Origin of the sequence: Anoxybacillus ayderensis (assembly GCF_013761015.1) — a bacterium.
In the GTDB taxonomy this organism is placed as follows: Bacteria; Bacillota; Bacilli; order Bacillales; family Anoxybacillaceae; genus Anoxybacillus; species Anoxybacillus ayderensis.
The window spans coordinates 70,032-84,913 of sequence record NZ_JACDUV010000006.1; the positions used below are offsets into that span (position 1 = coordinate 70,032).

The window sequence follows — 14,882 nt, forward strand, 5'->3', positions numbered from 1 at the left end:
CAAAGAGGGGGAGAGGAACGTGAAATTATTCGGCCTAATTGGTTGTCCTGTTCATCATTCCTTATCACCGCTTATGCATAACGATGCGTTTCAATCGTTACGTATCGATGCGCATTATCATGCGTTTCATGTTGAACCTCACCTGTTAAAAGAGGCAGTGCAAGGGTTAAAAGCGTTACAATGTGCAGGGTTTAATGTGACGATTCCACATAAAACAGCGGTGATGGCGTATATGGATGAACTTGATGAAACGGCAAAACAAATGGGTGCAGTCAATACAGTCGTCAATGAAAATGGGAAATGGATTGGTTATAATACAGATGGTGAAGGGTTTGTCCGAGCGTTATGTGAGCAAATGAACATCGACTTATCGGGTGCGCGCATTTTGCTTGTTGGTGCAGGCGGGGCGGCGCGCGGCATTTATTTTACTCTTTTGAAACATCGTGTGTCTGCTGTGGATGTATGTAATCGTACCGCAGGAAAGGCGGAGACGTTTATTGCAAAACAAACATCTTCTGTTTACTCGCTTGAGGAAGCAGAGGAACGTTTAGGGGAGTATGATATTATTATTAATACAACGTCTGTCGGCATGTATCCACATGTCGATGCGATGCCTATTTCTCTTCAAACGTTAAAAAAAGGGACGATCGTCAGCGATATTATTTATAATCCGCTGATGACAAAATGGCTGCAAGAAGCAAAAGAGAAGGGAGCGCGCGTGCAAAACGGCGTCGGCATGTTCGTCTACCAAGGTGCACTAGCGTTTGAAAAATGGACAGGGATCTTTCCGAATACAAAACGAATGGAACAAGTTGTAATGCAACAGTTAGGAGGAAAAACATGTTAACAGGAAAACAAAAGCGATTTTTACGTTCTTTAGCCCACCATTTAACGCCAATTTTTCAAGTCGGAAAGGGCGGTGTGAACGACAATATGATTAAACAAATTGTTGATGCCCTCGAAGCGAGAGAACTCATTAAAGTGAGTGTATTAAAAAACTGCGAGGAAGAAAAAGAAGTGATTGCCGAGCAGCTAGCGAGCGGAGCAGGGGCGGAAGTCGTTCAACTGATCGGTCATACGATTGTGTTATACAAAGAGTCTCGTGAACGAAAGCAAATTGTGTTACCAAAATAGGAGCGATGCAGTGAAAAAAGTAGGCATTTTAGGTGGGACGTTTGATCCGCCTCATTATGGGCATTTATTAATTGCAGATGATGTACGAACGGAATTAAAGCTCGATGAAATATGGTTTATGCCAAACTACATTCCGCCGCATAAAGATAAACAGGTGACCGATCATGTGCATCGTGTCAATATGTTGCGTATGGCAATTGCCAATCAACCACACTTTCGCGTTGAAACGATTGAATTAGAACGGAAAGAGCGATCGTATACGTACGACACGATCGTTTTGTTAAAAAAAAGATATCCGCATACGGCATTTTACTTCATTATTGGCGGAGATATGGTCGAATATTTGCCGCATTGGTATCGCATTGACGAACTCGTTCAGCTCATTCAATTTGTCGGCGTGAAACGTCCGGGTTATTCCCTTTGTACACCGTATCCCATTATAGAAGTGGACGTGCCGACGTTTGCGGTTTCTTCTTCGCTCATTCGCGAACGCATTCAAACCGGAAAAAGTGTGACGTATTTGTTGCCAGAAGCGGTTCAATTATATATAAAGGAGAATCGGTTGTATGAAACGTGAAGAAGCGTTAGCTATCGTGCGCAAGCAATTAAAAGAACAGCGGTACGTTCATACGGTAGGTGTGATGGAAACAGCTATTGAGCTAGCGAAATTATACGGAGCTGATGTTCAAAAGGCGGAATTAGCTGCCATTTTTCACGACTACGCGAAATTCCGTACAAAAGAAGAAATGAAGCGCATCATTGTAGAACAACAAATGCCACAAGACTTGTTAGCATATAGTCCGGAATTATGGCATGCGCCTGTTGGGGCATATTTAGTACAAACGGAAGTCGGCATTCAAGATGAAGAAATTTTGCAGGCAATTCGTTATCATACATCCGGGCGACCGAATATGACGTTGCTTGAAAAAATTGTGTATATCGCTGATTATATTGAGCCGAATCGTTCGTTTCCAGGCGTTGATGAAGTGCGAGCGCTAGCGCGAGAACATTTAGATCAAGCGCTTTTCCGTGCGCTTCAAAATACGATTCAATTTTTGATGGACAAATGCGAGCCCATTTACCCAGATACGTTTCATACGTATAATGATATAGCAAAAAAATTAAAGGGGGTTTCATCGTGACAGAACGAGATATTTTACGCATCGCAGTCAAAGCAGCAGATGAGAAAAAGGCAGAAAACATTGTAGCATTAAATATGAAAGGCATTTCGCTCGTTGCCGATTATTTTATGATTTGCCACGGCAATTCAGATAAACAAGTGCAGGCGATTGCGCGTGAAATTAAAGAAAAAGCGGAAGAACATGATGTTGTAGTCAAACGTGTGGAAGGATTTGACGAAGCGCGTTGGATTTTAGTTGATTTAGGAGATGTCGTCGTCCATGTGTTTCATAAAGAAGACCGGGAATATTACAATCTCGAACGGTTATGGGGCGATGCGCCGCTTGAACAAATTGAGAGTGATCTTCGGGCATGACGTACGAACGGTTTGCGAGTTGGTATGATCAATTAATGAGCGATGCCCCGTATGATCAATGGTGTGCGCTCGTCGAACGAGCGGTGTCATCTTACCAGACAGGAAAGCGAATGCTTGATCTCGGATGCGGCACAGGAGAGCTTGCCCTTCGTTTAGCTGAAAAAGGATTTGACGTGACAGGTATTGATGTATCGGAACAAATGTTGGCGATTGCGCAAATGAAAGCGCAAGAACGCGGAGTCGATCTTTCATTTTTTCAGCAAGATATGCGCGATTTTGGTCCGTTTGAGCCGTTTGATACGATCGTCATTTTTTGCGATTCACTCAATTATTTATTGCAGGAAGAAGATGTGGTCGCTACGTTTTCGCGCGTATATGATCAATTGAAGTCAGGTGGATTGTTTTTATTTGACGTTCATTCTTTATTTAAAATGGAAAACGTCTTTTTACAACATGGGACGTTTGCGAGCAATGATGACGAAGTGAGCTATATATGGAACTGTTATCCGGGCTCGTGGCCGCATAGCGTCGAACATGAATTGACGTTTTTTGTCCGATTAGACGAAGGGGTATATGAGCGAGTTGATGAAATGCATGTGCAACGCACGTACGATGTAGATCGATATGCCACATGGCTAAAGCAAGCTGGTTTTCGCTTGTTGCACATATGGGCGGATTTTACAGAACAACAGCCGACAAATGAAAGCGAGCGCATTTTTTTCATTGCGCAAAAATAACGTCCCAAAAGTGTTTGCTTTTGGGACGTTTTATTTAGCAGGATTTTTTTTATTAATCGCGAATATAATCGATTTGTTGGCGCACCTTTTCTTTTTCTTCGTCAAATTTTTCATGTGTTTTTTGAAAAATGTGAACGAACAAGTCCCCGACTTCTTTTTCTAACACGTCAATGCCAGCCCCTGTAATGCCACCTTTGACGCACACTTTCTCTTGCAATGTCGGCAACGTATACAATTGTTGTGCAAGCAAGGCACCTAGCCCGATCATCATTTCTGTCGCTAACATCGTTGCTTGTTCTTTTGTAATGGACGTTTGTTGCACAGCTGCATCGATAAATTTTTGAATTAAGTAGCTAAAAAAGGCCGGTCCGCAGCTCGTTAAATCAGAAGCGATGCGCGTAATAGGCTCGTCTATGTATATTGGACGAGAAATGGAACGAAACAGCTGTTCAACTGTTGTCCGATATGCATCTGCGCAACGTTCGCTGACGGTAATTAAAGAGCTCCCTGCGAGTGCGCGGTTTGTGATGCTCGGAATGACGCGAATGACGTGGCATGGCACGAGCGATTCGAGCTGTTGAACAGAGACGGGGCTCGTAATCGATACGATGCAATGATCATCTGTTAAATGTGGACGTAGTTGCTTTAAAACAGCAGGCATATGTAACGGCTTTGTGCAAATGAAAATAATCGTTGCATGTTTTGCTATTTCTTCGTTCGTTTGTATGACATGAACGTTTGGGTAACGTTGTTGTATACTGTACGCTTTTTCAAGCGTCCGATTCGTAATAAATAGTTGTTCTTGCTTTACAGCATTGCTGTTAATAAACGATTCAATTAAAATCGTTCCCATGTTTCCTGTTCCGATAAACCCTATATTCAACGGTACTCCCCCCTTATCCGTCACCACTATATGTCATATGTATGCGACGATGACACGTTTTATGAAAGGGTGAACGTATGAAGTGGATAAAAACGTATGAGCGTTGGATATATATTGGGGCACTTGTCGTTGGAGCGATCATTTGGGTGACGCAACGAGAAGAAACGACGATACAACCGTTGCCGTTAGAACAAAATGAACAACAAGTAGAACAGGCGGAGAAACAAGAAGAGCAAACGTCTGTTTTCGTCGATGTGAAAGGAGCGGTCAAGCGAGCTGGAGTATATGAAGTCGCATCGACAAGCCGTATTCGAGATGTGATTGAAATAGCAGGAGGATTAACAGAAGAAGCGGATGAAACGAAAGTGAATTTGGCGATGAAAGTGCGTGATGAAATGGTCATTTACGTGCCGAAAAAAGGCGAAGAAATAAGCGAATTAGCGGACACGCATACGACGACAGACGGATCAAACGGAAAAGTAAACATTAATACAGCCACAGCAGAGCAACTGCAAACGTTACAAGGCATCGGGCCTGCGAAAGCCGCTGCCATTATTGCATATCGCGAAGAGCACGGACCGTTTCAAAAAGCGGAAGATTTGTTGAATGTAAGCGGAATTGGGCAAAAATCGCTTGAAAAAATAAAAGAACAAATTGTTGTGCGTTAAAATTGGCGATAAACTAAAGGCATAATGGACAAGGGGGAGAAGCGATATGAACCGAATTACATGGGATCAATATTTTATGGTGCAAAGCCATTTATTAGCGTTACGTAGCACGTGCACAAGGCTGGCGGTCGGCGCAACGATCGTGCGCGATAAACGTATCATTGCAGGGGGATATAACGGCTCAATCGCAGGCGGGGCGCATTGTATAGACGAAGGATGTTATGTCATCGATAACCATTGTGTGCGTACGATTCATGCGGAAATGAACGCCATTTTACAATGCGCAAAGTTTGGTGTGCCAACAGAAGGGGCGGAAATATACGTCACCCATTTTCCTTGTTTACAATGTTGTAAAGCGATTATTCAAAGCGGGATGAAAGCTGTTTATTATGCGAATGACTATAAAAATCATCCGTTTGCTTTGCAATTGTTTGAACAAGCAGGAGTAACGGTCAAGCACGTCCCGTTTGATGTGGAATCTATTCCGACATTTCTACATGCGAAGGGGAGATGATGTATCGTTTATGTAGCGATGGCGGCCGTTTTGGCCGTCCTGTCTATATTGACAAAATCGGTTGTTTGCTTTGTGCTCTCGGTTGCGTATCATTTGTTTTTGTTTTGGCGGAAGCGGGCGTTCTTTTTCGTTTGTGCTAGCGGTTATTTGTTTTTTTCGTTATGGAGCCATTGGATCGATCGTCATAACGTGACGACACTTTTAGGACATGAAACAGCGTTTTTCGTGCGATTTGTTGCTCCGATTTATATCGATGGGGATCGAATAAAAACGGTTGTACAATGGAAACAAGAACGTTTACAGCTTATTTATCGCCTTCGTACAGAAGAAGAAAAACAAGAATGGGATGCGCTTCAAATCAGTACAGCCTGTTTGGTGAAAGGAGCGCTTGAACGTCCATCTTTACCGACGAATCCGTATGCGTTCAATTATCGCCAATATTTATTTTATCATCGTATCCATTGGATCGTTCGCCCTACTTCGCTTGAACGGTGCATGCGCACACATGTGACATGGGTGGAACGATTACAAATCATTCGTCAACAAGGCATTCGCTACATTCAAAGCCATTTTCCTCATGACGTAGGCGCGTTTATGCAGGCGCTAATTTATGGTGAACGAAGCGATATAGAGCCAACCGTTCTTGCGAGCTATCAAAAGTTAGGGCTTATCCATTTGCTAGCGATTTCAGGTTTGCATATGACATTGCTTGCTGGTGGTTGTTTTTATTTATTCATTCGTTTCGGAATCACACGAGAACGAGCAACCGTGATTTTATTATGTTTTATTCCTTTATACGTCATTTTATCAGGGGCGGCTCCGTCAGTGATGCGCGCAGCAGTGATGACAAGTTGTTTTCTTCTCTTTTCCTCTCGTCTTCGTACGCTTGATGCATTAAGCGTCGCTTGTCTTCTTTTACTACTAAAAGATCCATATATGATATTTCATCTCGGTTTTCAATTATCTTTTCTCGTTTGTTTCGCGTTAATCATTTGTTCTTCGTTTATTCAAAACGAACGTTCAATGATTCGTCAGTTGTTTATGACGTCGTTTATTGCACAAATAGGGGCATTGCCGATTTTGCTTTACCATTTTTATGAAGTTTCCATTTTATCGATTCCATTAAACATCATTTTTGTTCCGCTTTATTCTTTTGTCATTTTGCCGCTCTCATTTCTCGCATGGTTCATTCACGTTTTTGTGCCGTTTGTTAGCCCGATCATCACATATGTATTGACGTTTGTAATTGAACATACAAACAAACTTGTCACTTCATTAGCAGATCCGTTTTTGCTCACCCTCGGTCGTCCGCCAACATGGCTATTGATCGCTTATATCATCTCGATTGCTCTCTTTTTTCTTTCGTTTGAGTATAAACAAATCATCTTTCGTTTTTCGTTTCTTTTTGTGATCATCGTCCATTTCGTTTGGCCGTTTTTTCGTCCGAGTGGTGAAGTCGTCATGTTAGATGTTGGACAAGGAGATAGTATATATATCGAATTGCCGTATCGAAAAGCCATTTATATGATTGATACGGGCGGAACGATGTCATTTGGCGATGAGCCGTGGAGAAAAAGGAAGCAATCGTTTCGTGTCGGAGAAGATGTCATCGTTCCATTTTTGAAAGCAAAGGGGGTTCGGGCACTTGATGCGCTCATTGTGACACATGGTGATTTCGATCATATTGGGGATGCAAGCGATGTATTAAATGCTGTCCGTGTGCGAAAATTGTTTGTCGGTATGCACAAAAATGATTTGCTGCAAACGGTCATGGCACATGCGATCAATAAAGGGACGCATGTTCAAATGGTGAAAAGCGGCGATCGTTGGACGGTTGGGAAGGCGCAATTTCACATTCTTTCTCCATTTGGAAATGAAGAGACGACGAATGACGGTTCGATTGTGCTGTATGCGTTTATGGGAGGAGCATACTGGCTATTTACAGGTGATTTAGAAGAAAAAGGAGAACAACAACTCATAACGATGTACCGCTCATTGCCCGTTGACATATTAAAAGTCGGGCATCACGGAAGTAACACATCGACATCTGAGCCATTTTTACGACATATTCGTCCGAAAGTGGCGCTTATTTCAGTCGGACGTCGCAATCGATACGGTCATCCGCATCGTGAAGTGATCGACCGTTTGCGTGACTATCACGTTCGTACGTTTCGTACGGATGAACATGGTGCGATCGTCATTCGTTTTTCGAAACGGATAAGCACCATTCAAACGTTTTCCCCATAAAATGAAAGAAAAAAGAGACTGCAACGTGCAATCTCTTTCGGGTGTTCATTATGCGCCGAAAAATTTAACAAGTGTAGCAATAATGAACATAGTGGCAAAAAAGCCGAATGATACGATGAAGCCAACAGCCGAGTCAACGGCATCGTTGCGCGTACATTGAACGTTTTTTTCAAATTCGTTCATGACCATCCCTCCTATTTTCTCACCATTAGTATAAGGGAAAAAAGAGAGAAAATCTACATCGTTGACAACAGTTGTCACAAATAGTTCGTGCGAGATCGGAAAAGATAAGGATACCCGTTGGACAAATGAGTTCCTAGGGCTTGTTTTCCAACGTTTAAATAAATGGGAGTTGGCGATTTTCATCTGCTAACTCCCTTGTAAAATGCTCCGAAACGTTGTATGTTCTTTAAAGAAAATGGATGAAGAATGGGGAAGAGAACATGGAACAACTATATGTCATATATGGCACGGAGCATTTTTTAATGAAGCAAGCGTATGAACAAATTGTTCGCCGGGCGTTGTCAGATGAAGAACGTGAATGGAATGTTAGTACATACGATTGTGAAGAAACACCAATTGAAGTGGCGCTTGAAGATGCGGAAACGCTTCCGTTTTTCGGTGAGCGCAAAATCGTGATTGTGAAGCAACCGTATTTTTTAACGGCGGAAAAAGGGAAAGAAAAAGTGGAACACGATATAAAACGGTTAGAAGCTTATATTGAAAAGCCCGCTCCGTTTTCTAGCGTCATCTTCGTTGGAATGTATGAAAAGTTGGATGAACGGAAAAAAGTGACGAAAGCGTTATTAAAAAAAGCGCACGTGATCGTCGCCAAACCGCTCAACGAAAAAGAATTAAAGCAATGGGTAAAAGGACAATGTCAAATCGACGATGATGCGATCGATGTGTTACTTACATTAGCCGGCACAGATTTAGCGACATTAGCGAATGAAATTGAAAAGCTTATGCTTTTTGCTGAGCAGCGCTCCATTACAGCAAGTGATGTTCGGTTACTTGTGTCGCGCACGCTGGAACAAAACGTATTTACCCTCGTTGAACAAATGGCAAAGCGAGACGTCCCAGCTGCGTTGCAAACGCTTCAAGATTTGTTGCGCCAAAATGAAGAACCAATTAAGCTTGTTGCTCTATTAGCAAGTCAATTTCGGCTTATTTATGAAGTGAAGGAACTGATGAAAACAGGGTACGGTCAACAACAAATCGCCTCGATGTTAGGTGTTCATCCGTTTCGTGTGAAAGTAGCGGCAAGTTATGCGAGCGGATTTTCAGAACAACAGCTCATGAGCATTTTATACGATTTAGCAGAAACCGACTATGCGCTAAAAAGTAGCGCAATGGATAAACAGTTGATATTGCAGTTGTTTTTCTTAAAGTTGCAGCGGTAGAGATTTTATCTACCGCTTTTGTTGTAACGCATCGACATCGATCATATAGTAGCCATCATCATCTGTCGTAATGATCCCTTGCTGTTTGAGTTGGCTTAGTACACGGCTGACCGTTTCGCGCGCGGCGCCAATCATATTGGCTAATTCTCGCGTTGTGAGCAATGTTTTTAGGCGATAACGACCGTTCATATATACGCCGTTTGTTGTTGCTAATCGAATGAAAAGCCGTGCCAATTGCTCAGCTGTATTGTGAAAAGCAAGTTCTTCTAATCGTGTTTGCAATTCAATAATTTTTTCGCCCATGATGCGAAAAAGCTTGATACATAGCTGTGGATAACAAATGAGTGTTTGTTCAAATTGCTCAATCGGAATGACAATAAGTGTTGTTTCGTCCATCATTTCCGCATGTGCAGGATACGTGCCACGCCGAAAAAAGCCGGTGTGTGGAAACATATCTCCCTCTTGTAAAATAGATACAATTTGTTCTTTTCCGCTTACATCTGTTTTGTAAATTTTTACTGTCCCACGAGCGATAAAAAAGACGCGCTCAAGCGGTTCGCCTTGCAGAAACGCAAGCATTTTCGGCTTATACGTTCGAACGGTTGCGATATGTACGATCGCCTCTAGTTCTTCATCAGATAGTTGGGAAAATAGCGAAATCGTTTTTAACTGTTGTTTTACCCAATGAAACATATATCTCCCCTCCCGAAATGAAAAAAACAGCTTGCCGCGTATGACAAGCTGTTTTTTCATTATGCTGTAATGCTGTTTAATTTTTTCGCTAAACGTGATTTATAGCGATTTGCAGCATTTTTGTGGATTAAGCCTTTACTAGCTGCTTTGTCAATTTTTTTCGTTGCAAGTGCGAAAGCTTCTTTTGCTTTTTCCACGTCTTTTAACTCAACAAGCGCTTCAAACTTTTTGATTGCTGTGCGCATTGCTGATTTCATAGCTGCGTTATGAGCGCGGCGCTTTTCGCTTGTTTTTGCACGTTTAATTGCAGATTTAATGTTTGCCATTTTTTTCACCTCCGTTAACCGATCGCAAATATATACGTTCAATACGCGACAGTTCGATGAACAATAAGAACAAGTGATATTCTACCAAACTGCTCTTAATTATGCAATAGGGCAAAGCCGGAAAAGTGCGATTGTATGAAAAAGGAGGAAAATGGATAAAACAAATGATAAAAAATACATGGAGGAGACCGTATGATTGATTTACGACCGTATAGCGTACGAACGGATTTAGCCATTGAAGCGCACGAAATAGCCATTGAAGAACGATTGCAAAACGAAAAACAAACGTCGCTGGAAGGGGTATTCATTCGCGATTGGGAAGAAGATGGCATTCATTTTTCGTTTGTCGAAGTGACAGAGGAAGGTGCAAAAACGTTAGGGAAGAAAGCTGGAAAATATTTGACGATAGAGGCGCAAGGCATTCGAACACAAGATACCGATTTGCAGCAAAAAGTGGAGAAGCTATTCGCCAAACATTTTCATGCCTTTTTACAGCAGCTTGGCATTTCGAAAGAAGCAAGTTGTCTTGTTGTCGGATTAGGGAATGCGGAAGTAACCCCTGATGCGCTCGGTCCGTTAGCTGTATCGAATTTAGTCGTGACGCGCCATTTATTTCAACTGCAACCAGAAAGTGTTCAAGACGGATTTCGGTCGGTCAGTGCGCTCGCTCCAGGGGTCATGGGGATGACAGGCATTGAAACGAGCGACGTCATTGCCGGCATTGTTGAAAAAATTCAACCGGATTTTATTATTGCCATTGATGCGTTAGCTGCGCGTTCGATTGAACGAGTAAATGCTACCATTCAAATTTCTGATACAGGCATTCACCCGGGATCAGGAGTGGGAAATAAACGAAAAGAACTTAGTAAACAAACGTTAGGTATTCCTGTCATTGCGATTGGTGTGCCGACGGTTGTTGATGCTGTGTCAATTGCAAGCGACACGATTGACTTATTGTTAAAACATCTCGGTCGCGAGATGAAAGAAGGCAATCAACCTGCCCGTGCTCTTGCCCCGGCGAGTCTCGTATTCGGGAAGAAAAAAAAGTTGACGGAAGAAGATTTACCGAGCGAATCGGATCGTTCTACTTTTTTAGGGATGGTCGGCATGCTTGATGAAGAAGAAAAACGGAAGTTAATTTACGAAGTGCTCGCCCCGATCGGCCATAATTTAATGGTTACGCCAAAAGAGGTCGATGTATTTATTGAGGAAATGGCAAACATATTAGCAGGCGGGTTGAATGCTGCCCTACATCACCGCATTGATCAAGAAAACGTTGGGGCATATACGCATTAGTTTTTCGTTCTATCTTTCAAAGCGTTGTCATATTGATAGAGTAGACAAGCTTTGAAAGGGTGAAGTGAAGAAAATGATGGTGACCGTTCACGGAACAAGCATAAAAAAGTGGATTATATTCATTTTGTTTACGTTTATTAGTACGATAACAGTTGTCGCGACAATGACAGCGACGTCAACATATCGCCTTTCCTCTTCTTCTGTTCATGAAATGACGAATCGTTTTTCGACGGAGTCGCTTGTATATGTACTTTCATTTGAAAATGTGTATTTTCGTGAAATGCTACCAAAAGAAAAACAGCAACTGCCGTATTCTACATATTTTTTTCAAATGACAACAAGCGTGAATTTTCATGATCCGCGCAGTTTGTTAGGACGGGAGTTGCCCGGCTTTTCACTGTATGATAGCGAAATTATTTTAGCTGGTGAAGGAACGAACTTTACGAACATTCCGTACGAGTCGCCCCCTCCTTTAGAAGTGTTGCTTGCTGAGCGAGAAGCGGCACAAGAGCAGCTTCAAGAGGAAGAAACACCTCCTGCTCCTGCTCCTTCCCAAACGACAGGAGGAAAGAAAGTTGTCTACATTTATCATACACATACACAAGAATCGTACTTGCCAGCGTTAAAAGGGGTGACGAATCCAAACTTTGCGCATCATCCGACGGTGAATGTAACGAAAGTCGGAAAAAAATTAGGGGAAGAATTGGAGAAGCGCGGCATCGGTGTTGTTGTTGATACGACCGATTTTATCGGGAAGTTGTTAAAAAATAATATGCAATATTATCAAGCGTATGATATGTCGCGTAAAACAGTTGTCGAAGCGATGGCAAACAATCGAGACGTTCAATATCTCATTGACATTCACCGTGATTCCCGGCGTCGCAATGATACGACCGTGACGATTAACGGCGTTGACTATGCGAGAGTGTCGTTTATTATCGGTGGGGAGAACGCAAAGTATGAAAAAAACTTACAGCTTGTGACGAAATTGCACGAACTGCTTGAAAAAAAATATCCTGGGTTAAGCCGCGGAACATTTGAGAAAAAAGGGGTCGGAACAAATGGAAAGTTTAATCAAGATTTATCGGAGAACGCGATTTTAATCGAGTTTGGCGGAGTCGATAATACGTTTCAAGAATTGTATCGAACGGCATCAGCTGTGGCAGATGTATTTAGCGAATATTATTGGCAAGCAGAAAAAGTAAATGCGACTCAACCGGCAGAAAAAAAGTAGGTGAGTAAGATGGTGAAATTTACGATTCAAAGTTTACTCATCGCCGTCATTTTTTTAGTAGGTGTATTGCTCGGCATGCAGCAAGCGAACGAAGGAATGCGGAAAATGAAAGGGTATAACGATCCGTCGCTTGAGCGGGTCATACACGTATCAAAAGAAGAAACGATCGTGCTCGGGCAATCGATTGAAGAAAAAAAAGAAAAATTACAACAAATTGAGGCATTTAACATGTTTTCAAAGGCAGGACAAAAACTTGCGACATTCGTTCATTCGCTCGTTGAACATATGCTTTCGTTTATGCAAAAGGCAGGATAACGATCCGCCTTTTCTTCATTTTGCGTTGAATATTGCAAACGTTGTTGCTATAATCAAAGCTAGCGTATTTCGGAAATTATAGGAGTGGAACATAGATGAATCGTGAAGAGAGACTAAAAAGAAGGGATCGCATTCGCAACTTTTCCATTATTGCACATATCGACCACGGCAAATCTACGCTTGCCGACCGCATTCTTGAAAAGACGGGTGCGCTATCTGAACGCGAAATGAAAGAACAAGCGCTCGATTCGATGGAGTTAGAGCGCGAGCGCGGCATTACGATTAAATTAAATGCAGTCCAGCTTCATTACAAAGCGAAAGATGGAGAAGATTACATTTTACATTTAATTGATACACCTGGTCACGTCGACTTTACGTACGAAGTGTCGCGTAGTTTAGCGGCGTGTGAAGGGGCGATTTTAGTCGTTGACGCGGCGCAAGGCATCGAAGCACAAACGCTTGCTAACGTATATTTAGCGATTGATAACAATTTGGAAATTTTGCCGGTCATTAATAAAATTGACTTACCAAGTGCGGACCCTGAGCGTGTTCGCCAAGAAATTGAAGATGTGATCGGTCTTGACGCATCAGAAGCTGTATTAGCATCAGCGAAGGTCGGCATTGGAATTGATGAAATTTTAGAGCAAATCGTTCAAAAAATTCCTGCCCCGTCTGGAGATCCAGATGCCCCGCTTAAAGCGCTTATTTTCGACTCGCTTTATGACCCGTATCGCGGTGTTGTCGCATACATCCGCGTCGTAGAAGGAACGGTGAAAGCAGGTCAAAAAATTAAAATGATGGCGACAGGAAAAGAATTTGAAGTCGTTGAAGTCGGGGTATTCACACCGAAAGCGAAAGTCGTTGACGAATTGACCGTTGGGGATGTCGGCTACTTAACGGCATCGATTAAAAACGTAAGCGATACACGCGTCGGGGATACGATTACGCATGCGGACAATCCAGCAAGCGAACCGCTTCCAGGGTATCGTCGTTTAAATCCGATGGTATTTTGCGGTTTGTATCCAATCGATACAGCGCGCTACAACGATTTGCGTGAGGCGTTAGAAAAGCTTCAGTTAAACGATGCAGCGTTGCAGTTTGAACCAGAAACGTCCCAAGCGCTCGGTTTCGGTTTCCGATGCGGCTTTTTAGGGCTTTTGCATATGGAAATTATTCAAGAGCGATTAGAGCGCGAGTTTAACATTGATATTATTGCGACAGCGCCAAGCGTTATCTATAAAGTATATTTAACGGACGGAACAGAGTTAGCGGTCGATAACCCGTCAAACATGCCAGATCCACAAAAAATTGATCGCGTCGAAGAGCCGTACGTGCGAGCAACGATTATGGTACCGAACGATTTCGTCGGTCCTGTCATGGAACTATGCCAAAAGAAACGAGGCATTTTTGGCGATATGCAATATTTAGACGAGCGACGTGTGACGCTCACATATGAATTGCCGCTTGCTGAAATTGTGTACGATTTCTTTGACATTTTAAAATCGAGCACGAAAGGATACGCATCGTTTGACTACGAGTTGATTGGCTATAAGCCGTCTAAACTTGTAAAAATGGACATTTTATTAAACGGTGAAAAAGTCGACGCTTTATCGTTTATCGTCCATCGCGACTCAGCATACGATCGCGGAAAAGTCATCGTTGAAAAGTTAAAAGATTTAATTCCGCGTCAACAATTCGAAGTACCTGTGCAAGCTGCTATCGGCAATAAAATTATTGCGCGTTCAACAATTAAAGCGTTGCGCAAAAACGTATTAGCGAAATGTTACGGTGGAGACATTTCCCGTAAGCGAAAGTTGCTTGAGAAGCAAAAAGAAGGGAAAAAGCGCATGAAACAAGTCGGCTCCGTTGAAGTGCCACAAGAAGCGTTCATGGCTGTGTTAAAGATGGACGATCAAAAATAAACCGCAGAATGTTTC

General features: G+C 42.5%; 18 protein-coding genes. 14 read left to right on the plus strand and 4 right to left on the minus strand.

The genetic code is table 11. The features are described 5' to 3' along the window. Positions 1-19 precede the first annotated feature (19 nt). The 6 genes from aroE to HNR63_RS09705 are packed head-to-tail and all read left to right on the plus strand — an operon-like array spanning position 20 to position 3,366. On the plus strand, positions 20-847 hold the full coding sequence (aroE, locus tag HNR63_RS09680; protein WP_181520573.1) for a shikimate dehydrogenase: 828 nt from the start codon (positions 20-22) through the stop codon (positions 845-847). Next, positions 841-1,134, plus strand: a complete 294-nt coding sequence (gene yhbY / locus HNR63_RS09685) for a ribosome assembly RNA-binding protein YhbY (RefSeq protein ID WP_021095136.1) — start codon at positions 841-843, stop codon at positions 1,132-1,134. Before aroE ends, yhbY begins: the two co-directional genes overlap by 7 nt. 10 nt (positions 1,135-1,144) lie before the next feature. After that, the gene (locus tag HNR63_RS09690) at positions 1,145-1,711 is read left to right on the plus strand and encodes a nicotinate-nucleotide adenylyltransferase (protein ID WP_021095135.1); all 567 of its coding nucleotides are present in this window, start codon (positions 1,145-1,147) and stop codon (positions 1,709-1,711) included. After that, complete coding sequence (yqeK, locus tag HNR63_RS09695) at positions 1,701-2,276, plus strand: bis(5'-nucleosyl)-tetraphosphatase (symmetrical) YqeK (protein WP_181520574.1); 576 nt, start codon at positions 1,701-1,703, stop codon at positions 2,274-2,276. Before HNR63_RS09690 ends, yqeK begins: the two co-directional genes overlap by 11 nt. Beyond that, positions 2,273-2,629, plus strand: a complete 357-nt coding sequence (gene rsfS, locus HNR63_RS09700) for a ribosome silencing factor (RefSeq protein ID WP_021095133.1) — start codon at positions 2,273-2,275, stop codon at positions 2,627-2,629. Before yqeK ends, rsfS begins: the two co-directional genes overlap by 4 nt. Then, positions 2,626-3,366 (plus strand): class I SAM-dependent DNA methyltransferase, encoded by a 741-nt coding sequence (locus tag HNR63_RS09705; protein WP_181520575.1) that lies wholly within the window; start codon positions 2,626-2,628, stop codon positions 3,364-3,366. Before rsfS ends, HNR63_RS09705 begins: the two co-directional genes overlap by 4 nt. Before the next feature lie 52 nt (positions 3,367-3,418). On the opposite strand, the gene comER is transcribed toward HNR63_RS09705, so the two are convergent. Beyond that, positions 3,419-4,249: a late competence protein ComER gene (gene comER / locus HNR63_RS09710; protein ID WP_181520576.1), complete on the minus strand. Its 831-nt coding sequence runs from the start codon at positions 4,247-4,249 to the stop codon at positions 3,419-3,421. Positions 4,250-4,326: 77 nt separating this feature from the next. Between comER and HNR63_RS09715 the strand changes: the two genes are divergently transcribed. From HNR63_RS09715 to HNR63_RS09725, 3 genes are all read left to right on the plus strand, one after another. Beyond that, positions 4,327-4,917, plus strand: coding sequence for a helix-hairpin-helix domain-containing protein (locus tag HNR63_RS09715; protein WP_085788210.1), 591 nt, complete (start codon positions 4,327-4,329; stop codon positions 4,915-4,917). A gap of 46 nt (positions 4,918-4,963) precedes the next feature. Next, positions 4,964-5,431, plus strand: coding sequence for a ComE operon protein 2 (locus HNR63_RS09720; RefSeq protein WP_181520577.1), 468 nt, complete (start codon positions 4,964-4,966; stop codon positions 5,429-5,431). A 72-nt stretch (positions 5,432-5,503) separates the two neighbouring features. Then, positions 5,504-7,678 carry a DNA internalization-related competence protein ComEC/Rec2 gene (locus HNR63_RS09725; protein ID WP_343047710.1) on the plus strand — a complete coding sequence of 725 codons (2,175 nt, stop codon included), beginning with the start codon at positions 5,504-5,506 and terminating at the stop codon, positions 7,676-7,678. Positions 7,679-7,726: 48 nt separating this feature from the next. Here HNR63_RS09725 and HNR63_RS09730 read toward each other — a convergent pair whose 3' ends face one another. Further along, complete coding sequence (locus tag HNR63_RS09730; protein ID WP_003393868.1) at positions 7,727-7,861, minus strand: YqzM family protein; 135 nt, start codon at positions 7,859-7,861, stop codon at positions 7,727-7,729. Between the two features lie 239 nt (positions 7,862-8,100). On the opposite strand from HNR63_RS09730, the gene holA reads away from it, so the two are divergent. Further along, complete coding sequence (gene holA, locus HNR63_RS09735) at positions 8,101-9,081, plus strand: DNA polymerase III subunit delta (RefSeq protein ID WP_425485171.1); 981 nt, start codon at positions 8,101-8,103, stop codon at positions 9,079-9,081. A 9-nt stretch (positions 9,082-9,090) separates the two neighbouring features. Here holA and HNR63_RS09740 read toward each other — a convergent pair whose 3' ends face one another. Both HNR63_RS09740 and rpsT read right to left on the minus strand, forming a co-directional pair. Then, entirely contained in the window at positions 9,091-9,774 is a 684-nt protein-coding gene (locus tag HNR63_RS09740) for a Crp/Fnr family transcriptional regulator (protein ID WP_181520580.1), read from the minus strand. A gap of 59 nt (positions 9,775-9,833) precedes the next feature. Then, positions 9,834-10,100 (minus strand): 30S ribosomal protein S20, encoded by a 267-nt coding sequence (rpsT, locus tag HNR63_RS09745; RefSeq protein ID WP_181520581.1) that lies wholly within the window; start codon positions 10,098-10,100, stop codon positions 9,834-9,836. Positions 10,101-10,292: 192 nt separating this feature from the next. Between rpsT and gpr the strand changes: the two genes are divergently transcribed. The 4 genes from gpr to lepA all read left to right on the plus strand — a co-directional run bounded on the left by gpr (position 10,293) and on the right by lepA (position 14,867). Next, positions 10,293-11,396, plus strand: a complete 1,104-nt coding sequence (gene gpr / locus HNR63_RS09750; RefSeq protein ID WP_085788214.1) for a GPR endopeptidase — start codon at positions 10,293-10,295, stop codon at positions 11,394-11,396. A 64-nt stretch (positions 11,397-11,460) separates the two neighbouring features. Then, positions 11,461-12,630, plus strand: coding sequence for a stage II sporulation protein P (spoIIP, locus tag HNR63_RS09755; protein WP_425485172.1), 1,170 nt, complete (start codon positions 11,461-11,463; stop codon positions 12,628-12,630). 9 nt (positions 12,631-12,639) lie between these two features. Further along, positions 12,640-12,945: a YqxA family protein gene (locus HNR63_RS09760; RefSeq protein WP_181520582.1), complete on the plus strand. Its 306-nt coding sequence runs from the start codon at positions 12,640-12,642 to the stop codon at positions 12,943-12,945. Positions 12,946-13,040: 95 nt separating this feature from the next. After that, positions 13,041-14,867: a translation elongation factor 4 gene (gene lepA / locus HNR63_RS09765; protein ID WP_085788217.1), complete on the plus strand. Its 1,827-nt coding sequence runs from the start codon at positions 13,041-13,043 to the stop codon at positions 14,865-14,867. The last annotated feature ends 15 nt before the right edge of the window (positions 14,868-14,882 follow it).